The sequence below is a fragment of the Thermodesulfobacteriota bacterium genome (assembly GCA_040755095.1).
GTDB lineage: Bacteria > Desulfobacterota > Desulfobulbia > Desulfobulbales > JBFMBH01 > JBFMBH01.
The window spans coordinates 1-21,393 of sequence record JBFMBH010000036.1 but is presented as its reverse complement, the minus strand read 5'-3'; the positions used below and the strand labels follow the sequence as shown (position 1 = coordinate 21,393).

18 protein-coding genes are annotated in these 21,393 nt (G+C 65.9%); 14 read left to right on the top strand and 4 right to left on the bottom strand.

What is annotated here, in order from left to right:
- Positions 1–5: 5 nt before the first annotated feature.
- Positions 6–1,556 carry a ShlB/FhaC/HecB family hemolysin secretion/activation protein gene (locus tag AB1634_07605; protein MEW6219387.1) on the bottom strand — a complete coding sequence of 517 codons (1,551 nt, stop codon included), beginning with the start codon at positions 1,554–1,556 and terminating at the stop codon, positions 6–8.
- A 765-nt stretch (positions 1,557–2,321) separates the two neighbouring features.
- Here AB1634_07605 and AB1634_07600 point away from each other — a divergent pair.
- Together AB1634_07600 and AB1634_07595 are read left to right on the top strand one after the other, a co-directional pair.
- Positions 2,322–2,609, top strand: a complete 288-nt coding sequence (locus tag AB1634_07600; GenBank protein ID MEW6219386.1) for a DUF4258 domain-containing protein — start codon at positions 2,322–2,324, stop codon at positions 2,607–2,609.
- Position 2,610: 1 nt separating this feature from the next.
- The gene (locus AB1634_07595; protein MEW6219385.1) at positions 2,611–2,835 is read left to right on the top strand and encodes a type II toxin-antitoxin system MqsA family antitoxin; all 225 of its coding nucleotides are present in this window, start codon (positions 2,611–2,613) and stop codon (positions 2,833–2,835) included.
- A gap of 424 nt (positions 2,836–3,259) precedes the next feature.
- Here AB1634_07595 and AB1634_07590 read toward each other — a convergent pair whose 3' ends face one another.
- From AB1634_07590 to glgP, 3 genes are all read right to left on the bottom strand, one after another.
- A complete protein-coding gene (locus AB1634_07590; GenBank protein ID MEW6219384.1) occupies positions 3,260–4,240 on the bottom strand; it encodes a hypothetical protein in 981 nt (326 codons plus the stop codon).
- 148 nt (positions 4,241–4,388) lie between these two features.
- Complete coding sequence (ftsH, locus tag AB1634_07585) at positions 4,389–6,209, bottom strand: ATP-dependent zinc metalloprotease FtsH (protein ID MEW6219383.1); 1,821 nt, start codon at positions 6,207–6,209, stop codon at positions 4,389–4,391.
- A 31-nt stretch (positions 6,210–6,240) separates the two neighbouring features.
- Positions 6,241–8,448 (bottom strand): alpha-glucan family phosphorylase, encoded by a 2,208-nt coding sequence (gene glgP, locus AB1634_07580; protein MEW6219382.1) that lies wholly within the window; start codon positions 8,446–8,448, stop codon positions 6,241–6,243.
- A gap of 249 nt (positions 8,449–8,697) precedes the next feature.
- Between glgP and pal the strand changes: the two genes are divergently transcribed.
- The 12 genes from pal to cas2 all read left to right on the top strand — a co-directional run bounded on the left by pal (position 8,698) and on the right by cas2 (position 21,015).
- Complete coding sequence (gene pal / locus AB1634_07575) at positions 8,698–9,249, top strand: peptidoglycan-associated lipoprotein Pal (protein MEW6219381.1); 552 nt, start codon at positions 8,698–8,700, stop codon at positions 9,247–9,249.
- 100 nt (positions 9,250–9,349) lie between these two features.
- Positions 9,350–9,904, top strand: coding sequence for an OmpH family outer membrane protein (locus tag AB1634_07570; protein MEW6219380.1), 555 nt, complete (start codon positions 9,350–9,352; stop codon positions 9,902–9,904).
- Entirely contained in the window at positions 9,888–11,498 is a 1,611-nt protein-coding gene (locus tag AB1634_07565; GenBank protein MEW6219379.1) for a hypothetical protein, read from the top strand. Before AB1634_07570 ends, AB1634_07565 begins: the two co-directional genes overlap by 17 nt.
- 343 nt (positions 11,499–11,841) lie before the next feature.
- A complete protein-coding gene (gene cas3, locus AB1634_07560) occupies positions 11,842–14,052 on the top strand; it encodes a CRISPR-associated helicase Cas3' (protein ID MEW6219378.1) in 2,211 nt (736 codons plus the stop codon).
- A 30-nt stretch (positions 14,053–14,082) separates the two neighbouring features.
- The gene (gene cas5c, locus AB1634_07555) at positions 14,083–14,742 is read left to right on the top strand and encodes a type I-C CRISPR-associated protein Cas5c (GenBank protein MEW6219377.1); all 660 of its coding nucleotides are present in this window, start codon (positions 14,083–14,085) and stop codon (positions 14,740–14,742) included.
- Positions 14,739–16,493: a type I-C CRISPR-associated protein Cas8c/Csd1 gene (gene cas8c, locus AB1634_07550; protein MEW6219376.1), complete on the top strand. Its 1,755-nt coding sequence runs from the start codon at positions 14,739–14,741 to the stop codon at positions 16,491–16,493. The genes cas5c and cas8c overlap by 4 nt, the downstream gene beginning before the upstream one ends.
- Before the next feature lie 3 nt (positions 16,494–16,496).
- Entirely contained in the window at positions 16,497–17,369 is an 873-nt protein-coding gene (cas7c, locus tag AB1634_07545) for a type I-C CRISPR-associated protein Cas7/Csd2 (protein ID MEW6219375.1), read from the top strand.
- 16 nt (positions 17,370–17,385) lie between these two features.
- Positions 17,386–17,709 (top strand): nucleotidyltransferase domain-containing protein, encoded by a 324-nt coding sequence (locus AB1634_07540; GenBank protein MEW6219374.1) that lies wholly within the window; start codon positions 17,386–17,388, stop codon positions 17,707–17,709.
- A 604-nt stretch (positions 17,710–18,313) separates the two neighbouring features.
- On the top strand, positions 18,314–18,772 hold the full coding sequence (locus AB1634_07535; protein ID MEW6219373.1) for a type II toxin-antitoxin system VapC family toxin: 459 nt from the start codon (positions 18,314–18,316) through the stop codon (positions 18,770–18,772).
- Positions 18,773–18,830: 58 nt separating this feature from the next.
- Positions 18,831–19,469: a CRISPR-associated protein Cas4 gene (gene cas4 / locus AB1634_07530; GenBank protein MEW6219372.1), complete on the top strand. Its 639-nt coding sequence runs from the start codon at positions 18,831–18,833 to the stop codon at positions 19,467–19,469.
- Positions 19,470–19,680: 211 nt separating this feature from the next.
- A complete protein-coding gene (cas1c, locus tag AB1634_07525) occupies positions 19,681–20,715 on the top strand; it encodes a type I-C CRISPR-associated endonuclease Cas1c (GenBank protein ID MEW6219371.1) in 1,035 nt (344 codons plus the stop codon).
- A 9-nt stretch (positions 20,716–20,724) separates the two neighbouring features.
- Positions 20,725–21,015: a CRISPR-associated endonuclease Cas2 gene (gene cas2, locus AB1634_07520; protein ID MEW6219370.1), complete on the top strand. Its 291-nt coding sequence runs from the start codon at positions 20,725–20,727 to the stop codon at positions 21,013–21,015.
- The last annotated feature ends 378 nt before the right edge of the window (positions 21,016–21,393 follow it).

Sequence of the window (21,393 nt, the reverse complement as noted above, 5' to 3'; positions counted from 1 at the left end):
AGCCCTCACATCTGCCAGCGGAACAGGAAATGGATCCCGGAATCCTGCGGATCGGAGCTGGGGTTGTCGATGTCGCGCAGGGCCTTGGCCAGGTACAGCTCGGCATGGAGATTCGGAGACGGATCCCAGCGCAGGCCGGCCCCGGCCCCGGAGATTGTCAGGCTCTGGGCGGGCCTGGTGTCGCTCCAGGATGCGCCGAGGTCGTAAAACGGCGCCAGCTGGAGCAGGCCATCCGTAGCCTGGGCGCTCACCCCCGGCAGGGGCAGCCGGAACAGGGGCAGCCGGTATTCCATGGAGAAAACGAGGCCGTTGTCCCGGACCAGCTGGTTCTGGCGATAGCCTCGGACGCTTCCCGTGCCACCGACGGCAAACTTCTCGGGCGCGGGCAGGACCGCGCCGGCCAGCTGGCAGTCGGCCTTCACAATGAGCTGATCGTCCTGGCGGAGCCCCAGATGCTTGGCCAGTTGCGCCTGCGCCAGCCAGGCCGTGAAGGTGGTGTCTACACCGTCACCGGTGTCGGTGGCACCGAGCGCGTCCAGGCCCTGGCTCAGGACCAGACGGGCCGCCAGCACCTGGTCGGGCCAGCGCTGGACCCAGTCGGCGGCCAGCCGGCCCACGGTGATATCGATTTCGCCATTGTCGTAGCCCGCATACAGGGAAAAGGGCATGCCCAGGAGGAAGGTCTCGTTGTGGCGCTGCTCGGCGCTCACCGTCCCGCGCAGCTCCTGGCTGGCGGTCTGGACGAGGGGATGGCCCACCGCCAGGCCGATGGTGTCCGACCTGCTTTCGATGTCGAGGACCGTAAAGGGCTCCTCGATGATGCTGGAGGTGGTGTGAGAATAGAAGAGGCGCACCGTGGTGTCCCGGGCATTGACCGGCATGCCGAGCTCGCCCCGGTACTCCTCGGCGCCATCGGTCAAGCCGCCCCGCAGGGCAAGGGTATCCCCCCAGCCGGTGAGGTTGAGCAGGGAGAGCGACGCCTGGGGATAAAGGCTGCCGGAGCTGGGCGAGTGGTCGTTGGCCAACTGCAGGGCGGCCTGAAACGGCCGTGCCTCCCGGACGGTCACGTCCAGGACCGCCTCGCCCCGCCGGATCCCGGGCTGGATCTGGGCCTGGATCTTGTCCACCAGGTCGCTCCGCAGCAGGACCTTCAGCTGGTCCTGGAGGGCGAAGATGTTGAGGGGAGCGCCCTGGGCCGACTGGAGGCGGCTCACAAAGAAGCCAGGCTGGAACCGTTCGAGACCGGAGATCCGGATGCCGGTAAGGGTGCCCTCGATGATCTGGAAAAGCACCACCCCGTCGACGACCTGCTGATCCGGGAGCACGGCCCCGGAGTTGATGTACCCGCGCTCCACGTAGTGGCGGACCAGCCGGGAGCGCAGCTCCTGGAGCTCGTCGCTGGTGATGGTGCGGCCGGTGTAGGGAGCGGCGACCGTTGCCAGCTCCTGGTCAGAGAAGACGGTGTTGCCGGTAAAGGCAAACCGCCTGGCGAACAGGGTCGGGGTCTGGGCCAGGGAGGGAACGGGCGGGGGCGCCGGCAGGGGCGGCAGGACCATGGCGGGAGCCTCCTGGGGCCCCTCGAGACCGGGCAGCTCCCGGCGGGTATCCGGAGCCAAAGGCTCGCCTGCCACCCCGGTGACAGGTCCGGCGACAGCCGCGCCCGGGAGGGCCAGCAGCACACACCATGCGACCAGGAGCCACCACACACCCCACCTCCCATGCCGTTGCCAGCCTGATGCCCTGGTTGTCCGCCACTGGCCCGAGCCTATGCGCGTCGCCCCTGGGCTCGTGACAAGCCGATTTCTCAACAGTAGCCCCTCGCCAAACCAGAGGCACGGTACTCGACTCGGGGAACGCCGTCAACACTCGTGGATGACCGCCCCAGCGGCACAACCTCCGCCAGATGCTACCCGGAGGCATCCCGTTGGCTCGCGCGGTAACCGGGATCGACGGCCAGTTCGGTCCGGTGCCGTGCATGCGCGCTCGCCGGCACGCCTGGGCGCGCAATACCACCGGCGCCAGCTGCCCATGGAAGAAGGCGCCGGAATCAGGGAGGCACAGGGGGAAGAAGAGCCACGGCGAGCTGGGACGGAAAGGTGTGACAGAGATCCTGCCGCCCACCCATTCAGGCGTTGAGAGTTGCCATGCGCGGGGCGCACCCGAATGGGTGAAACGGAGTGGCGCTGGCGTGGATGGGTGGAGCGCAGCGCAACCCATCTCGCCCCGGCCGACTGATGGGTTGCGACTGTCGCCTCCACCCAATCTACGCATCTGAAGCCCCGGTGATTGTCCCCTGGCCGCCGTTGTCGTAAGATGGCCCCATGTTCGATTGCCAGCACATCACCTTCAGCGGCCACGCCATCCAGCGCATGTTCCAAAGAGGGATCAGCAAGCCTGATGTCCTCTCCATCATCGCGTCTGGCGAGACCATTGCCGAGTATCCCGACGACACCCCTTATCCAAGCCTGTTGCTTTGCGGCTTCGTCGATAACAGGCCGTTGCACGTTGTTGTTGCCTTCCATGAGGCGGTCCACGCCTGCACGGTCGTGACCACGTACATCCCGTCCGCCGATCAGTGGACAACTGACTTCAGGACCAGGAGGACATGACATGCGTTGCGTGCTCTGCAAGACCGGGACGACCCAGCCAGGCTTCACCACCGTGGCACTGACCCGGGGCGAGACATCCGTGGTCATCAAGAACGTCCCGGCCGCCGTCTGCCAGACTTGCGGGGAATACTACCTGGACGAGACCGTGACCGGCCTCGTCCTCCAACGCGCCGAGGAGGCCGTGGCCAAGGGAGCGGAGGTGGAGATCCTGCGCTTTGCCGCCTGAGGGGTGCCGCCGCCGTCTTTGGGCGCTGGCCCCGCCCAAACGCTTTGGGGCAATCATCCGTTTTCCCGGGGGAAGCCGTGGAAACCGTCCGCGCCGTCGATGCGCATCGCCAATTCGCCGCCCTTCTCAAGGAAGGTGGCCCAGGGCAAGGCTGCGCAACGGCTCAGGCCCCCGGAGGAAGGGGATCTCGATCCAGTGCACCCAGCCGGCCGGGGCTTAGCACACTCAGACGTTCCTGTGCCACCTCGGGCGAGACAGGCACGCCGGTGATGGTGCCGTCATCGCCATGCAAAGCCGAGTCGGGCCGGTCAACTAACGAGGCCTGGAAGGGCCGGATGGAGAAACCGGGAAAGGGGCCAGGGGAGGGCGGTGGTCTGGCTGCCCGGGCGCGGGGGGGCGCCCGGGCAGCCGGCGGGTCGAATGGTCAGGCGGACAGGGTGTCTTCTCCGGCAGCGGCGGGCGCCATCGCCGGGGCAGGGGGGGCGGTCTCGGGCTCTGCCTCGGCCGGGGGCAGGTTGGCCAGTATCTTGTCCAAGAGGCTGGCCAACAAGGGACCGAAATGGGGATGCCGATCGAGGATGTCGCCGGCCCGCTGCCAGTGGCGGGCCAGGGCGGGCAGGCCGCCGCGGCGATCCTCGTCGCCGGCCGCGGGGGCAGGGGGGGGCTGCGGCCCGGGGGCGGTAGCGGCCGCCAGATCGTCTTGGCGGCTGGGCTCGGCGGCGACACCCCGGTCTTCCGCCGTGGGGGCTGCTGCCGGTGCTGGCCGCCGCTCCCGGATCTCGTCCAGGGCCTTCCGGATGGCATCCCACTGGGCCCGGGCCAGGGCGGTGGCCCGGTCGGCCTCTTCGGCCGCTGTCCGGGCCTCTTCCTCCAGGGCGGCCACCGCCGGGCTCGCCTCGGCCTCCGGCGGCGGCAGGGGTGGTGGGCCGACGCTCTTCAGGGCGCTGGCCATGGTGGCGGTGTGGGTGAAGGTGGCGGAGACCTCGGCCAGGGAGCCCAGCTCGCCGATGGACAGGGAATCCGCCACCGCCTGATCCAGCTCGCCGTCGAAGAACGAGGCGGCGATGCCGCCCAGATCCTCCAGCAGGCGGTCGATGTCCGCGGTCTCCTCCTCGGACAGGGAGCCGGTGATGGAGACCGAATAGCTGGATTCGGCCACCGCCAGGCTGGTGAGCTGCTCGGTGCTGCGGCCGGGGGTGAGGGAGCGGCTGTAGCTCAGGCTGGAGGCGGCGGCATCCCGGCTGCTCAACGTCACCACATCGCCCTCGTCGGTGGTGAGGGTGATCTGGCTGTTGCGCACCTCGGCAAAGCTTTCGGCATAGGCCAGGTGCTGGGGGCGGGACTGGGGCAAAGGCTCGGGCATCAGGGCCCGGGGGGGTGGGCTGCTGTTGGCTTGGACGCGCATGGCTGACCTCATGTCTGGGCAGAGAGCGAGGGAAGGAATGACAACTATAGTCGCTCTATCGACCGGATCAGCGCCTTACTTGAGGGGAAAAAGGCTGGTGGTCCCTCGACGCCACCGGGCCGGGATGAGGGCCAGGGTGGCGGCTTGCTCACGCCGGCGGCTCCGGCGCAGCCCCGCACAGGCGCTTGAGCTCCTCGCCCTCGATGGTCTCCTTTTCCAGCAGAAGCTTGGCGCCTCCTTCCAGGGAGTTCCGCTTCTCCTGGAGAATCCGGGTGGCCACCCGGTACTGCCCGATGATGATCGCCTTGATGGCCTCGTCGATGAGGCGGGCGGTGTGGTCGCTGTACTCCTGGCTGCCGCCCATGGCGGTCTGCAGGAAGGGGCTGCGGCGCTCGGACTCGAAGTAGACCTGGCCGAGGTCGCTGGCCATGCCGTATTCCTTGACCATGCTCCGGGCCAGGTTGGTGGCCTTGGACAGGTCGTTGTGGGCGCCGGTGGAGATGTCGCTGAAGACCAGCTCCTCGGCGGCCCGGCCGCCCAGGGCGACGGCGATCCGGTTCTCCAGCTCGGTCTTGGTGAGAAGAAAGCGGTCCTCGGTGGGCACCTGCAGGGTATAGCCCAGGGCCGCGATGCCCCGGGGGACGATGGAGATCTTCTGCACCGGATCGGTGCCGGGCAGGCACAACGCCACCAGGGCGTGGCCGATCTCGTGGAAGGCGACGATCTCCCGCTCCTTGGCGTTGATGAGCCGGTTCTTCTTCTCCAGGCCGGCCATGAGCCGCTCCACCGCCTCCTGGAACTCCGGCATCCCCACCTCTTCCTTGCCGTGGCGCACCGCCAGGAGCGCCGCCTCGTTGACCAGGTTGGCCAGATCGGCGCCGACAAAGCCCGGGGTCATGTTGGCCAGAAGCTCCAGATCCAGGCCCGGGGCCACCCGCACACCCTTGATGTGTACCCGCAGGATCGCCACCCGGCCCTGGCGGTCCGGCCGGTCCACCAGCACCTGGCGGTCGAAGCGGCCCGGCCGCAGGAGGGCCGGGTCCAGGATCTCCGGCCGGTTGGTGGCGGCCATCAGGATGACGCCGATGGTGGCATCGAAGCCGTCCATCTCCACCAGGAGCTGGTTCAGGGTCTGCTCCCGCTCGTCGTGGCCGCCCATCATGCCCATGCCCCGGGCCTTGCCCAGGGCGTCCAGCTCGTCGATGAAGATGATGCAGGGCGCCTTTTCCTTGGCCTGGGTGAAAAGATCCCGCACCCGGGCCGCGCCCAGGCCCACGAACATCTCCACAAACTCCGAGCCGCTCAGGCTGAAGAACGGCACCTTGCTCTCGCCCGCCACCGCCTTGGCCAGGAGGGTCTTGCCGGTGCCCGGCGGCCCCACCAGGAGGATGCCCTTGGGCAGCTTGCCGCCCAGATGGGTGAAGCGCTGGGGGCTTTTCAAAAACTCGATCACCTCTTCGAGCTCCTGTTTGGCCTCGTCGACGCCGGCCACGTCACTGAAGGTGGTCTTGAGATCCTCGGCCATGGCCACCCGTGCCTTCTTGCCCAGCATGAGGCTCTGCTGCTGGGGGCCGAAGCGGCGCATGATCAGGAGCCACAGCCCGGCAAAGAACAGGATCGGCACGGTCCAGGAGAGCAGATCCCGGACCAGGGTGTTCTCCACCACGCCCTTGAAGGCGACACTGTGGCGCTTGAGCTGCTCGGACAGCTCCGGCTCCACCCGGACCGTGGCGAAGCTCACCTCCTTGGCGCCCTCCGCGGTCAGACGCTGCATCTTGCCGCGGATGAAGTTGGCGAAGACCTCGATCTCCCGCACCCGGCCTTCGTCCAGGGCCTGCAGGAACTCGGAGTAGCTCACCTCCTCCACGGCGGTGTACGAGACCACCAGGCCCCGGATGAGCAGCACCGCCCAGAGGGCGAGAAAGATATAGGTCAGGGAGAACTGGGTCTGCTTGCCGATCTTGGCCATGGGATTTCCTTGAAAGGAGCCCCGGCGCCGTTCAGGCTTCCGGCTCCTGCTCGCTCTGGTACAGGGCCCGCAGCCGGGTCATCATCCGGGCCAGGGGGGGGGAGAGGTCCAGCTGGTAGCGGCTGGCGTACTCGGCGATCATGCGGTGGGTGTTGAAGACCGGAGTGTTGAGGACCAGGTTCATGACGCAGCGGTCGATGTAGCGGCTGCGGCGGGCCGGCTCGTAGAAGTCGGCCAGGATCTCCGGGAAGATGCGGTAGAAGGAGGCGGAGTCCTCGGCGTACTGCAGGGAGCCCTGGTCCTCGCTGAGGCTGGCCGCATCCACCGGCATCTCGGAGCCGAACTTCCAGCCGGTGCGGCCGCGGTGATACCCCTCCACCCACCAGCCGTCCAGGATGCTGATGTTGGGCACACCGTTGACCGCCGCCTTCATGCCGCTGGTGCCGGAGGCCTCCAGGGGCCGCTTGGGGTTGTTGAGCCAGGCATGGACGCCGGCCACCATCAGCTTGGCCAGGGCCATGTCGTAGCCAGGGATGAAGACCAGCTTCAGGAGGCCGCCGGTCTTCTGGTAGAGGTCCTCCTGGGCGGCCAGGATGTGCTTGATGAGGGACTTGCCCGGCTCGTCGGAGGGATGGGCCTTGCCGGCGAAAAGGAAGTTGACCGGCCGGTTGTGCTCCCGAATGATCCGGGCCATGGCCTCCCGGTCCGAGAAGATGAGGTCGGCCCGCTTGTAGGTGGAGAAGCGGCGGGCAAAGCCGATGGTGAAGGCGCCGGGATCCAGGCGGCTGTCCCGGACCGGCAGGTGGGACAGATAGTTGGGGGGGTCGATCCAGGTCTCCTGCATCAGCCGCCGGTGCATGACCAGCATGTTGTTGACGAAATCCACCAGCCGGCCGGTATCCTCGGCCCAGGCCTTCTCCAGGGCGGCCCGGAAGACCTGGTCGTCGATCAGAAGCGGCGTGGCAAAGACCTCCGGATCGTTGCGCCAGTTGGCCAGGGCCGGCGTGGCATCAAAGACCTTGGCCTTGGCCTCGCTGATCCAGGTCAGATGATGGACGCCGTTGGTGACCGCAGTGATCTTGTCCGCGTACTGGGGGAACTGTCTCTTGGTCACCTCCCGGTGCAGCCGGCTGACCGCGTTGGTGGCCCGGTTGACCCGCATGGCCAGGGCGGTGAAGTTGAACAGATCCCGGTTGTCCTCGTCGACGGCCAGAAGCTCCAGGGCCCGGGCGCAGAAGTCATGGCCGATCTCGGCGTAGAGCGTCCGGGAGAAGCGGTCGTGGCCCGCCTTCACCGGCGTGTGGATGGTGTAGACGACGCGCTGGGCCACCTTGGCCGCGGCCTGCAGGATGTCCTGGTCGCCGGCCAGGCGGGGATACTCGGGCCCGAGCCGCTCGGCCAGCTCCTCGGCAATGAGGTGCAGGACCAGGACCACGCCGTGCTGCTCGTTGAGATGGATGGTGCGGGCGGTGAGCCCCAGGGCGTGCATCACCGGCAGCACGCCGGCCCCCAGCATCCGGCGCTGGATGGCCTTGACCCGCTCGGAGCTGGAGTCGTACAGCCGCTCGGCGGCCCGTTGGATCCAGTCCGGCGAGCCCTCACCGGAGTAGTCCAGGAACAGCTCGGGCACGAAGGAGTCGAGCCCGTCGTTGATCTCCAGGTTGAGCCAGACCTGGGGATAGGCCATGACCGTGCGGCCCTGGTGGTCGAGAAACGGCACCTCCACCACCAGGGGCCGATCCGGGGCCTGGGGACTCTTGAGCAGGTAGAGCGACGGCACCTTCTCCGGCTCCCAGGCGGCAGACCAGGCGATCTGCCCCACCTGGGAGTCCACCAGCTGGGTGAAATAGCCCTTGCGGTACATGAGGGAGACGGCCGCCACCGGCAGGCGGCAGTCGGCCGCGCTCTTCAGGGTGTCGCCGGCCAGGATCCCCAGACCGCCGCTGTAGATGGGCAGCTTCAAGGGACCCTGGAGAAAGGGCTGCACCAGGGCAGCCAGCGCCGGGTCGTCGACCCGGTCGACGCCTTGGCGCCGGAGATACTCGCCCACCGGGTTGCAGACATCCCGGTCGGCCCCGATCTCCATGCTCACGTAGACCACGGAGTTGCCGCTGGGCGCGGTGAGGGCCGCCCAGACCCGGTCGTGGGCCTCCTGGGAGATGCCGAAAAAGGTGCCGAAGGGGCTTCTCGCCACCAGGTGCTGGAGAGCGGATGAGGGACTGGGCTGGCTTGCGGTCATGGCAAAGGGCACCTCATGCCCGGGTTGGGGTGGAATCGACGCGGAGGCGCAGTGTGCATCATTATTATAGTGGGGGCTGGCAGGTGTCAAACGCCAGTGGGCGGGCCAAAATCGTCCTTCCCTTTTTCGGGAAGGGTTCTATAATAGGGCACTTGCGACCACGGCCCGGGTATTGTCGGCCAGGAAAGTCCGAGCTGCCGTGGATGGCAGCAGAACCAACCACATCATTAGGAGGGAGGCAAGACCAAGATGAAGGAGACGAGGATCAACATGCTTTCGGCGGCCGCGGTGGGCTTGTGCCTGGTGCTTTTCGCCGGCGGCTGCGCCAAGAAGGAGGTTGCTGCCGACACAGCGACCATGGCGCCGGCGGCGACCCAGCCGAGCCGGGAGGCGAAGATGGAGCAGGGAGAGCCCATCGTCACGCCGCCCCGGACCGCCGCCAGTCAGTTCTCCGAGGGCCGGACTTCGGCCCCCATGCTGCCGGTGTATTTCGACTTCGACAAGTTCAACATCCGGGATGACCAGAAGGAGCGGATGGCCACCAATACCCGCTTCCTGAAGGACAGCCCCAATGTCAAGATCCGGGTCGAGGGCAACTGCGACGAGCGGGGCACCAACGAGTACAACATGGCCCTGGGTGAGCGGCGGGCCAACTCCGCCAAGAAGTACCTGGTGAACATGGGTGTGGCCGCCAACCGCGTCGACACCCTGAGCCTGGGCGAGGAGAGGCCGCTGCTCATGGGTCATGATGAGATGTCCTGGGCCCAGAACCGGCGGGACGACTTCGTCATCGAGCGCTAAGCCGTCCGGCTCGGCGACAGTCTGGTAACGGAGAACCGGGGTGGGGCAGGTCCCCATCCCGGTTTTCGCTTGTAGTGCTTGCCTTGGGAGGTTTGCGGTGATGACCATTTCTGTTCCCCGCTGGCTGATGCTGCTGGCGGTAGCCCTCATTGCAGTCTTGGGAACGGTGGACAAGGCGCCGGCTGCGGACTTGAAGATCGGCACGGTGGACGTGCAGAAGATCCTCGACGAGTCGTCCGCCGGCCAGGAGGCCCACAAGGCCCTGGAGGCGAAGCGGGACAGCCTGCGTGCTTCGCTGGAAACAGAGCAGGGTACCCTGGAAAAGCTCAAGGACGAGATCGAAAAGCAGAAATCGGTCTGGAGCGAGGAGGCCCGGCTGGAAAAGGAGCGCGCCTTCCAGAAGCGACTGGCCGAGTTCAAGATGAAGAACGATGACGCCGCCTTCGAGCTGGAGACCCTGCGGAAGAAGCTGGTGGAGCCGATGTTCACCGAGCTGCGGGCGGATGTGGCCAAGGTGGCCAAGGCGCAAGGATTTCATCTGATCTTCGACATCCGGGGCGGCCTGCTCTTTGCCGATGACTCCTTTGACGTCAGCACCCAGGTGCGCAAGGCCCTGGACGAGCGGATGAAGCAGTCGGGTGGCAGCAAGAAATAGCGACAGTCGGTTGGCAGTCCCCGGCCGGCGGCCGACCGGCCGGGGCTGCGCCGGTGTGCCGGGCGAGGGACCCTGCTGGCGCCCCCTGCTTGCGTCCGGCTCCTTTCTCTATCCGGGCCGGCAGCTCCCCTGGTGGTGGCTTCTCCCCCTGGCGGCCCTCTTCCTCGCGGTTCGGATTCCCCTTCTCGATCACCCCCTGACCTGGGACGAGGCCTGGAACCTGGCGGCCTTGCGCTCGCTGGCCGGCAGCGGCAGCCTGTTCCTCCCCCAGTTCTTCCGCCACCCCCCCCTCTACATGGAGCTGGGCTTCCTGCTCAGCCCCCTTGCGGACGGCTTTGCCGAACGGATGGCGGCCCTGAGTCTGGCTGCCAACCTGGCCGGTCTTCTCCTCCTCGTCCTGCTGGTGGCCCGTTTTCTCGGCCGCCCCCTGGCCTTGGCTGCCGGCCTGGCCTGGATTCTGTTGCCCGCCTCGGTCTTCTTCGACACCTGGATCAAGCGGGATTGCCTGGTCATCCCCCTGGGACTGGCCGCCCTGTGGCTGCTCCTGGACCGCCGGCCAGCCCTGGCCGGGGTCTTCGCCGGCTTCGCCTTCCTGGCCAAGGAGACGGCGATCTTCATCTTCGCCGGTCTGGTGCTCACCCGCCTGGTGGACCGCCGCCGGCCCGGCTGCGCTCTCGATCTGGCCTTGTTGGGCGGCTGTGCCCTGACTGTCTGCGGCTGGTGGTATCTGTTCCTGGCCGAGGGCGGCCACGGCTTCTGGACCTTCTTCCAGGGCACGTCCGAGGAGGCGCGGGGCTTTGCCTTGCCCTGGTGGCAGTACCTGGCCCAGCTGCGCCTCGATCTGGGTTGGCCTGGCCTCTTCCTCCTGGGGCTGGGTCTTACGGCCCTGGCCTGGCGGCCTTGGCCGGGCCGCCGCCGGCTGCTGCCTATCCTCATGCTGCTGCCCGGGTACACGGTCCTGAGTCTGTCCGCGGGTAAGCCGCCCTGGCTGGTCATGGTGCTTGTGCCCTGGCTGGCGGTGCTGGCCGGTGCCGGTGGCCTGACCCTGGCGAGCACGCTCTCCCGTCTCCTGCCCGGGCGGATGCCCCCGCGCCAAGTCCTGGCGCCGCTTCTGGTGGCCGTGGCCCTGGGTCCGCCCCTGCTGGGCTTCCAGTACGACCGGCAGCTCCGGGCCCTGTCCCCCGGCCAGTGGGCCCTCACCGAGGCCGGCTACGCCATGGCCGGTGCCATCAACACCGAGGTCAAGGACGGCGAGACGCTTCTCCTCATGCCCATGACCTTCCGCTCCGGTGCCGACCTCCTCGACCCCATCCTCTTCTGGCGCCTCCAGGTGCGCCCCCGGATCATCCAAGGCCAGGGCATCAACACCGAGGAGGAGCTTCTGTCCGTCCTCCGCCGCAACCAGGTCCACTGGCTGCTCCTGGCCCCGAAGCCGGGCTCGCCCCAGGAGGCGATGCTGCGTGCCCTTCTGGCCCGGGTCGGCCCCCAGGGCCGGGTCTTCTCCCGGGGAGTGCTGCTGCGGGTGACCGACCTCTGGCAGGAGGAGGCGCCGGAGACGGCAGGCCCTGGCCAGGGGGGCGCGAGCGGCGAGTGAGCAGTGGGCCGCGGCGCCCACCTGTTGGACCCGCCGTTTCTGTTCTTCCGCGATAACCCTGCGTGGCTTGAGCGGCTGCCTGGCCTCAGCCTGAAATGCCGCCCTGCGGCCGGCCACGGCCTGCTGCCAGTTCGGCTGGCAGGGCAAGGGTGGGAGGCGGCAGCGGCCAGCGGCCGCCATTGCCCGAACCATGGCCGTGGCGATCCCACAGCCAGAGACCAGCATTTTCCGGGTAGTCCTGCCGGGTTGAATTGGGCCGCCCAGCCGTGTTTGTCCTTGACACCCGCTTCGCGGCCTTTCTAAGGTGGCTGGAGACAGAAACCGACACTGCCTGTGGAGGGCCATGCCCCAATATTTTGCTCACTCGACCGAAGATCCCGCGCGAGCCGGCTGGCAGCCGCTGGCTTGGCACCTCCAAGAGGTGTCCCGCCGGGCGGGTGTCTTCTCTGACCGCTTCGGTGCCGAGGCCTGGGGCAACGCCTGCGGACTTCTCCACGACCTTGGCAAGTATTCCCAGGAGTTTCAGGACCGGCTGCAAGGCGGCAAGCGGGTCGACCATGCCACAGCCGGCGCCAGGCAGGCGGTGGAGATCTTTGGCCCGGCCTTGGGGATGCTGGTGGCCTATGCGGTGGCAGGCCACCACTCGGGATTGCCGGACGGCGGTGTCGGGGGCGGGATGTCCCGCAAGACCCTCCACGGCCGGCTGGAACAGGGCGACATCCCCGCGATTCGCGACTTCGAGTCCCTGCTCGAAGCCTTGCCCTGTCGCCTCTCTTCCCCGCCCGTCCCCCGGCAAGGCTTCTCTGTTGCCTTCTTTGTCCGGATGCTGTTCTCCTGCCTCGTGGACGCGGATTTTCTCGACACCGAGGCATGGCTCGCCCCAACCAAGTCGAAGTACCGGCAGGGCTATCCGACGGTAAGGGAGCTGCTGGCGCCCCTGGACCGTCACCTCGACGGGATCTGTCGCTCCGATACCCCGGTCAATGAGCGCCGGGCCGAGATCCTCGCCAACTGCCGGGTCGCCGCGGCGCTCAAGCCCGGCCTGTTTTCCCTCACCGTTCCCACCGGCGGGGGAAAGACCCTGTCCTCCCTTGCCTTCGCCCTGCGACACGCTGTGCTTCATGGGCTCGACCGCGTTGTCTACGCCATCCCCTATACCAGCATCATTGAGCAGAACGTCGCTGTGTTCCGGCAGGCTCTTGGCGAGCTCGGCTCCGCCGCGGTTCTCGAGCACCACAGCAGCTACCGGCCAGCGGTGGAGGACGACGACGCCGAAGACGGCCTGGCGCTCCGCGCACGGCTGGCCGCCGAGAACTGGGACGCGCCGATCGTGGTGACCACCAACGTCCAGCTCTTTGAATCCCTGTTCGCGGCTCGCAGCTCGCGGTGCCGCAAGCTCCACAACCTGGCCCGCAGCGTCGTCATCCTCGACGAGGCCCAGATGCTGCCGGCCTCACTGCTGCAGCCCTGCCTCGCCGCGCTCCGGGATCTGGTCGCGAGCTACGGCACGACCGTGGTCCTTTGCACCGCAACCCAGCCCGCCTTGCATCAGGCGGACTACTTGCCCAGAGGGTTTTCCGACGAGGAGATCCGGGAGATTATCCCCGACCACGCATCCCTGTACGAGGCCTTCCGCCGCGTGTCGGTCACGTACGTCGGCGCGATGTCGGACAACGAGGTGGCTGGTGAGGTGCTTTCCCGCTCCCAGGTGCTGTGCATTGTCAACACCCGGGCGCATGCGCGAAAGCTTTACGAGGCCCTGGGGCCAGGCGAGGGCCATTTCCATCTGAGCGCCCTTCTTTGCCCGGCGCACCGGGCCAAGAAGCTGGCCTGGATTCGCGACCGGTTGGCGCGCGGCAAGACCTGCCGGGTCGTCTCGACCCAGCTCATCGAGGCTGGTGTGGACGTGGATTTTCCGTATGTCCTTCGCGCTGCCTGCGGTATCGACTCCGTTGCCCAGGCGGCCGGCCGCTGCAACCGGGAGGGGAGGCTGCCCGGAGGTGGCGAGGTGACGGTCTTTGATCCTGAATGCGGGCTGCCGGCCGGGCACTTCCGGCGCACGGCTGATGTAGGTGCCATGACAGCGCGGGCCTTTCCGGATCTTCTCTCACCGGAAGCCATCCGCCACTATTTCACCCAGCTCTACTCCTTCGAGGGAGCGGACGGACTCGATCAGAAACAGATCCTCCCGCGCCTGGAAGAGAGCGCGGGTACGCTGTCCTTCCCCTTTCGCGAGATCGCCGAGGAATTTCGACTCATCGAGCACGAGATGGAGTCCCTCATCATCCCCTGGCGCGAGGGGGCGGAGAGTGACGTTTGGGACCTGGTCCAGGAGCTTCGCTACACTGATTTCCCGGCGGCCACGGCCCGCAAGCTCCAGCCGTATACGATCCAGGTGTACCGCCGGACGATGGGGAACCTCATGGCTGCGGGCGTGGTGGAGACCGTGGCCGATCGTTTTCACATCCTGATCAACGACTCTCTGTACCGGGATGACCTCGGACTGTGTCCCGAGGACCCGATGTTCCGGGAGCAGGAGAACAACATCTTCTGACGCCGGCAGACGGCGAGAAAGGAGGTGCCGATGGCCTACGGTGTGAAGGTCAAGGTTTGGGGAGAGTACGCCTGCTTCACCAGGCCGGAGATGAAGGTGGAGCGGGTGAGCTACGATGTGATGACCCCTTCGGCGGCCCGGGGCATCCTGGAGGCCATCCACTGGAAGCCGGCGATCCGCTGGGTGGTGGAGCGGATTCACGTCTTGAATCCCATCCGGTTCGACACCGTACGCCGTAACGAGCTGGAGTCCAAGATCCCGGCGGGCAATGTGAGAAAGGCGATGCGGGGGGGGGCGGCGCCGCTGCGGGTTCTGATCGAGGATGACCGCCAGCAGCGGGCCTCCCTGTTACTGCGGAACGTGGCCTACCTGATCGAGGCCCGCTTCGAGCTGACCAGCAAGGCCGGGGCCGAGGACAACGCGGGCAAGCACCTCGACATCTTCAACCGCCGGGTGGCCAAGGGGCAGTGCTTCAACCAGCCCTATCTCGGCTGCCGCGAATTCTCCGCCTTCTTCGCCCCGGCTGCGGAACCGCTTCCAGCTTCCGTGCACCGGGGAGAAAAGGACCTCGGCTGGATGCTCCATGACATCGACTTCGCGGCCGGTATGGAGCCTCGGTTCTTCCGGGCCACGATGGTGGACGGCATCATCACAGTTCCTGAGCTCTTCGCTGCGGAGGTGAAGACATGATCCTCCAGGCGCTGAACGAATACTACGAGCGGAAGGCCGCCGAGCCGGGCTCCGGGATCCCGCCCTATGGCTACGGGGAGCAGAAGATTTCGTTTTGCCTGGTGCTGTCACCGGCAGGGGAGCTGGTCCAGGTCGTTGACTTGCGGGAAGGCCAGGGAAAGAAGGCGACACCCAAACTTTTCGTGGCCCCGATGCTGCCATCCAAGAGGACCAGTGGCATAGAAGCCAATTTCTCCTGGGACAACACAGGGTACGTCCTTGGTGCCGACGGCAAAGGAAGACCGGAGAAGACAAGACAGGCTCACGAGGCGTTCAGGAAGCTGGTGCACAAGGTAGCCAAGCAGTCCAGAGATGCAGGCCTGCAGGCCTTGCAGGCCTTCTTGGCTTCTTGGGTACCCGAACGTTTCTCGGTCCTGCAGGGTTCGGACGAGATCCTGGATGCCAATGTCGTCTTTCGGCTACGTTCCGATTCGTGTTTCTTGCACGACAGGCCAGAAGTTCGGCAGCTGTGGGCCCAGGAGTATCGAAACCTTGCCGGGATAAGGAATGGCCTTTGTCTGGTTACCGGTGTAAAGAGCCTTCTCGCCAAGCTGCACCCTGACATTTCGGGGGTGGCTGGTGCCCACACCAGTGGCGCTCCCCTTGTATCGTTCAACTGCAAAGCTTTCGAGTCGTATGGGAAGGAGCAAAGCCACAACGCTCCGGTGGGCGAGCGGGCGGCCTTCCGCTATGCAACTGCACTCAACTTCCTTGCCCGGAAGGGCAGCCGCCAGAGGATTCGTCTGGGCGACGCGACCACCGTCTTCTGGGCCGAACGTGCCACGCCAGCCGAGGACTTGCTTGCCGCACTCTTCGACCCTCCTTCGGAGGACGCTGGTGATGCCGGCACGCAAGGCCCCTCGGAAGACCGCGCCACCACGGCATTGATCCGTGAAATCCTTTCCGCCGCCAAGGCCGGCCGGCCTGTCAGGGATGTGGCGCCAGCCCTTGACCCCGACGTCCGCTTCTACATCCTCGGCATCTCGCCGAACAACGCCCGCCTGGCGGTGCGATTCTGGAGCATTTCCACCTTTGGCGAGCTTCTGGAGCGTGTGGGAGATCATTTCCGAGGCCTGGAGATCGAGCGGCAGTCCGACACTGAGCCAGAGTACCTATCCCTTTCTCGTCTTGTGCTTGAGACAGCGTACGTTCGAAAGAAGGGGACGAAGATTGAACGTGACGCGGAGGATGTCCCACCGCTCCTGGCGGGAGCACTCACCCGATCCATTCTCACCGGCGCGCCCTACCCGCGGAGCTTCTTCACGGCCATCCTCGGCCGTATCCGAGCCGATCGTATCGTCAATTACACCCGCGCAGCGATCCTCAAGGCGTATCTCACCCGCAACCACGACAAGGAGGTACCCATGTCTCTCGATCCCGAGCGAAGGGACCCGGCGTATCGGCTGGGCAGACTGTTCGCCCTGTTGGAGAAGGCGCAGAAGGATGCGACGAATCCGACGGCCACCATCCGCGACCGGTACTTCGCATCCGCCTCAGCCACACCGGCCACCGTCTTCCCCCAGCTCCTCCGGCTGGGTCAGCATCATATCAGCAAGGGCGAGTACGGCGGCTACACCGACAAGCTCATCGCCGACGTTGTGGACGGCATCGACGAGCTGCCCAAGCACCTGTCGCTGGAAGACCAGGGGCTGTTCACCCTTGGCTACTACCATCAGCGCAATGCCCTCTTCCGCAAGACCGAGAAGGAGTGAGCCATGAGCCAGCCCATCGAGAACCGCTACGAGCTCGTCTATCTGTTCGATGTGGAGAACGGGAATCCCAATGGCGATCCAGACGCCGGCAACATGCCGCGTCTCGACCCGGAGACCAGCCATGGCCTTATCACCGACGTCTGCCTCAAACGCAAGATCCGGAACTTCGTGGAGATTGCCAAGGCCAACGAGCCGCGCTTCAACATTTACGTTCAGGAGAGGGCGATTCTGAACCAGCGCCATGCCATGGCTTATCAGGCATGTGACCTGAAGCCGGAGTCCAAGAAGCTTCCCAAGAACGAGGCGGATGCCCTGCGTCTCACCCAATGGATGTGCGGTAACTTTTTCGACATCAGGGCCTTCGGGGCGGTGATGACGACGGAGGTCAACTGCGGCCAAGTACGTGGGCCGGTTCAGCTCAACTTTGCCCGTAGCCTAGACCCGATCGTCCCCATGGAGATCAGCATCACCAGGATGGCGGTGACCAAGGAAAGCGATTTCGAGAAGAAGGATCGGGAAATGGGACGCAAGCACATCGTCCCCTACGCCCTCTATCGGGCTGAAGGCTTTGTGTCGGCGCATCTTGCCGCCAAGACGGGCTTTTCCGAGGAAGACCTCGATCTCCTCTGGCAGGCCTTGACGGTCATGTTCGACCACGACCGGTCCGCGGCACGAGGGAAGATGACCGCCCGCAACCTGTTCGTCTTCAAGCACCAGACTGCCCTCGGCAATGCCCCGGCGCAGAGGCTCTTTGACCTCGTCAAGGTGGCACGGACCGGCCACACGGAGGCTCCTCCCCGAAGTTACAGCGACTACTCGGTCACGATGAACAAAGCCGCCCTGCCGACTGGGGTGGAGCTCAAGGTCGAGCTGTGACCCTCGGCAACCACCAATGGCGCAAGAGGAAGCTGGCCGTCTGATCGACGACCCCGTCAGGCGCTACATCCAGACCCTGCGAAAGCATGACATCGCCGTCTGGCGACTATACCTGTTCGGCTCCCATGCCAGAGGATCGGCAACTGCGGACAGCGATATCGATCTGGCCGTCTTCTGGGATCGGGACGAAATCGACGGCTTCGACGAGGACGTGCAGCTCATGCGCCTCACCCGAGACGTGGATCTGCGCATCGAGCCGCATTCTTTCTCCCGCAAGGATTTCGAGGACCCAAGCCCTTTTGTCTTGGAGATCATCCGCACGGGCGAACGGCTCCTGTAGACTTGAACGTTCGGGACCTCTCGGTGGCCCGCGGTCAAGATTGCTCTGGGACTGTTGCCAACTGCCGCCAGAGCCGTGCGCATCGTCTGAGGGCCAGGGAGGGTGTCCATCGATGTATGACGAATCCGATCTCGTCCCCCCTGTCGGCCCTGTAGCACTGGCTGTACTGCCCACGCCAGTGTGCCCTCATCCATGTGGAGCCGCCCCTGCGCATGGCGACTTGTTCGCGAAGAGGGCACGCCGGCAGGAGTTGAGATCACCGCCTGGATGGTGTCATGATTGTCGAACATGCTCGGGACGGTCTTCTTTCGGACGAGTTGGCTCGTCTGTTCCGCGAGACCCAGGCGCCTGCCGGCCGCCCGCGAGGTCAGCGAGGAGGAGATCGCGGATGAGATCTCTGGCTTCAGAGGGAAGGACGATAGCAATGGGAGGCTAGTCATGCAGGCCATACGGCAGATTTACGAAAAAGCACCGCCCACGATTCCAATCCCTGAGTCGATCCAGCACCGCCGCGTGGAGGTCATTTTGCTGGTGTCGGAGGAAGAGCCAGGCCAGCCCCCACAGGGCCTCAAGGCCCAACTGGCCAGCATGCCTGACGTGGGAGATGACGCGGATTTCTCGCGGCCACGGGATTTCGGCAGGGGGGATGAGCCGTGGGCTACCTGATCGACACCAATGTGCTCGCCGAGCTTCGCAAGCGGGAACGGTGCAATCCAGGGTGCGGGACTGGTTTTCGCGAGTTGAAGAGGCCAGCCTCCATGTTTCCGTCCTTGTCCTTGGGGAGATTCGGCGAGGTGCGGAGCTGCTGCGTCGTCGGGACCCGGTTTCGGCTGCCCTCCTCGAAACATGGCTCCTCGGCTTGAAGGTCACGCTCGCCGATCGACTCTTGCCGATCACCGAAGAAATCGCTGATCGGTGGGGCCGCCTGGGGGTGCCCGACCCAGTCCCCGTGACCGACGGCCTGCTGGCGGCTACTGCCCTGGTGCACGATTTGACCCTGGTCACCCGCAACGTCCATGATGTGGAACGAACCGGCGCGCGCCTCCTCAATCCGTTTTCGTGATCCGAGGCTGCGTGGGGAATAGGCTCGCGGCCGACCTGATGATCAGGGTGTCCATGTGATGTATGACGAATCCGATCTCGTCCCCCTGTCGGCTCTGCAGCACTGGCTGTACTGCCCACGCCAGTGTGCCCTCATCCATCTGGAACAGATCTGGGAGGAGAACCGGTTCACGGCGGAGGGGCGGATCCTCCACGACCGGGTGGACGAGGGGGGCGCGGAGAGCCGGCGGGACGTCAAGCGGGTCTTCGCCCTGCCAATCCGCTCGCTGCGGCTGGGGCTGTCTGGCAAGGCCGATGTGGTGGAATTTCATCGACAGGCTGGCGGCATCTGGCAGCCGTACCCGGTGGAGCACAAGCGGGGGCGCCGGAAGGCGGAGGACTGGGACCGGGTGCAGCTGTGCGCCCAGGCCCTGTGTCTGGAGGAGATGCTCGGCATCGCGGTGCCGGAGGGGGCGCTGTTCTATGGCAAGGAGCAGCGCCGGGAGAAGGTGGCCATTGGCGACACCTTGCGCCAGGAAACCGAAGGGGTGGCCGCGGCGGTCCACCAGATGCTCGCGGCAGGCCGGACGCCGTCACCTGAGTATGGATCGAAGTGCGAGAGCTGTTCCCTCCGGCCGTCATGCCTGCCCAGGGTTGCCGGACGAAGTCGCAAGGTCGACAGCTATCTGGCGTGTGCATTGAGTGCCGCGGAGGAGTAGCCGTTCACCGGGTCGGGGGGGCGATGAACGGTTCGGCAGAGGATATGGCAGCGGAAGAGAAAGGAGGTGGATCATGTTGACAGCCGTTCGTGGCAGCTACCGCAATGGCATTGTGGAGCTCATCACCCGTGATCCGGTCATCCGTCAATGCTCGTCGGTGTCAGTGGTGCGGGAAGCCACGCCGTAACGCCTCGTCCCAGGGGGAAGACGGTTGAAGAAGCATCTCAACACCCTGTTCATCACCACCCAGGGGAGCTACCTGGCCAAGGACGGCGAGTGTGTCCTGATCCGGGTGGAGCGGGAAGACAAGGCGCGGATCCCCATCCACACCCTGGGGGGTATCGTCGGCTTCGGCCAGGTGTCCTTGAGCCCGCAGCTCATGGCCCATTGCGCCGAGAACGGCGTGGCGGTGTCGTTCCTCACCGAGCAGGGTCGGTTTCTGGCTCGGGTGCAGGGGCCGGTGTCGGGCAACGTGCTCCTGCGGCGGGAGCAGTACCGGTGGGCCGATTCGCCCGACAGGAGCGCCGCCATGGCCCGGTTCGTCCTCACCGGCAAGATCGCCAACTCTCGGAGCGTCCTCCAACGGGCCGCCCGGGATCACGGCCACGATGGCCGGGAGGACCGCTTGCGCTTTGCCGCCAAGCGGTTGTCCGACTGCCTGGTCCGGCTCGGACAGCCTGATCTGGATCTGAACGGGCTTCGTGGCATCGAAGGGGAGGCCGGGGCGATCTACTTCGACGTCTTCGCCGATCTCATCACCTCGGACGATGCCGCCTTCCGCTTCCAGGGGCGCAACCGGCGGCCACCGCTGGACCCGGTTAACTGCCTGCTGTCCTTCATCTACACCCTTCTGGTCCACGATATCCGGGGGGCGCTGGAGTGTACGGGCCTTGACCCGGCCGTAGGCTTCTTGCATCGGGACCGGCCAGGGCGGCCCAGTCTCGCCCTGGACCTTCTGGAGGAGTTCCGGCCGGTCTTCGCGGATCGGCTGGCCGCCTCCCTCATCAACCTGGGTCAGGTGCGTCCCCGGGGCTTCCAGCGGCTCGAGTCCGGGGCGGTGCTCATGGCGGATGACACGAGAAAGGAGGTGATCGTCGCCTACCAGAAAAGGAAGCAGGAGGTGGTCGAGCATCCGTTTCTGAACGAGAAGATGCCGGTGGGACTCCTGTGGCACACCCAGGCACTCCTGCTGGCGCGGCACATCCGGGGCGATCTCGACGGCTATCCGCCGTATATCCGGAAGTGAGCCGATCCCATGTTCGTCCTGGTGAGCTACGACGTGAGCACAGAGGATCGGGCCGGGGCCAAGCGGCTGCGCCGGATTGCCAAGATGTGCCAGAACTACGGCCAGCGCGTCCAGTACTCGGTCTTCGAGTGCCTGGTGGACCCGGCGCAGTGGACGCTTCTGCGGAACAAGCTCCTTGCCGCCATGGATCCGGAGAAGGACAGCCTGCGCTTCTATTTCCTCGGCTCCAACTGGCGCCACCGGGTGGAGCACGTCGGCGCCAAGCCTGCCCTGGACCAGGAAGGCCCCCTCGTCTTCTAGGAGTCTGTCGGATTTGAGCCAAAACCGGCCACATCGATACCATATACGGTATATGCGATCATGGCGACTACTCTACATCGTATGCTGGGCACTGAAAAAGGCCTAAGTCCGACAGACTCCTAGCGCGAACCCGAAGCGGACACGGATTCGCCGGCAGGTTCGCACCTCAGGCAATACGTTGATTTCAAAGAAGATTTTTCAGGTGCCGCCGCCGGATGCGGCTCGGCTCCTAGGCCAAAGCGCCGGATCGCGCGGTCCGGCGAAAAAATGGCGTAGCCAAAAGCAGTTACAGCAGAACAGTCGCCCCCCGCGCGGGGGGCGTGGATTGAAACATGATCAAAATTTCCGGTCATACAGATTGGGGGTGTCGCCCCCCGC

Excerpts from the sequence above, each read along its gene's own strand:
- AB1634_07595 (MEW6219385.1), top strand. The coding sequence starts at position 2,611 with ATGCGTTGCGTGCTCTGCAAGACCGGGACGACCCAGCCAGGCTTCACC.
- cas2 (MEW6219370.1), top strand. The coding sequence starts at position 20,725 with ATGTTCGTCCTGGTGAGCTACGACGTGAGCACAGAGGATCGGGCCGGG.
- cas5c (MEW6219377.1), top strand. The coding sequence starts at position 14,083 with ATGGCCTACGGTGTGAAGGTCAAGGTTTGGGGAGAGTACGCCTGCTTC.
- AB1634_07535 (MEW6219373.1), top strand. The coding sequence starts at position 18,314 with ATGACGCGGATTTCTCGCGGCCACGGGATTTCGGCAGGGGGGATGAGC.
- AB1634_07570 (MEW6219380.1), top strand. The coding sequence starts at position 9,350 with ATGACCATTTCTGTTCCCCGCTGGCTGATGCTGCTGGCGGTAGCCCTC.
- AB1634_07590 (MEW6219384.1), bottom strand. The coding sequence starts at position 4,240 with ATGCGCGTCCAAGCCAACAGCAGCCCACCCCCCCGGGCCCTGATGCCC.
- cas7c (MEW6219375.1), top strand. The coding sequence starts at position 16,497 with ATGAGCCAGCCCATCGAGAACCGCTACGAGCTCGTCTATCTGTTCGAT.
- ftsH (MEW6219383.1), bottom strand. The coding sequence starts at position 6,209 with ATGGCCAAGATCGGCAAGCAGACCCAGTTCTCCCTGACCTATATCTTT.
- AB1634_07600 (MEW6219386.1), top strand. The coding sequence starts at position 2,322 with ATGTTCGATTGCCAGCACATCACCTTCAGCGGCCACGCCATCCAGCGC.
- cas3 (MEW6219378.1), top strand. The coding sequence starts at position 11,842 with ATGCCCCAATATTTTGCTCACTCGACCGAAGATCCCGCGCGAGCCGGC.
- AB1634_07540 (MEW6219374.1), top strand. The coding sequence starts at position 17,386 with ATGGCGCAAGAGGAAGCTGGCCGTCTGATCGACGACCCCGTCAGGCGC.
- cas8c (MEW6219376.1), top strand. The coding sequence starts at position 14,739 with ATGATCCTCCAGGCGCTGAACGAATACTACGAGCGGAAGGCCGCCGAG.
- pal (MEW6219381.1), top strand. The coding sequence starts at position 8,698 with ATGAAGGAGACGAGGATCAACATGCTTTCGGCGGCCGCGGTGGGCTTG.
- cas4 (MEW6219372.1), top strand. The coding sequence starts at position 18,831 with ATGTATGACGAATCCGATCTCGTCCCCCTGTCGGCTCTGCAGCACTGG.
- glgP (MEW6219382.1), bottom strand. The coding sequence starts at position 8,448 with ATGACCGCAAGCCAGCCCAGTCCCTCATCCGCTCTCCAGCACCTGGTG.
- AB1634_07605 (MEW6219387.1), bottom strand. The coding sequence starts at position 1,556 with ATGGTCCTGCCGCCCCTGCCGGCGCCCCCGCCCGTTCCCTCCCTGGCC.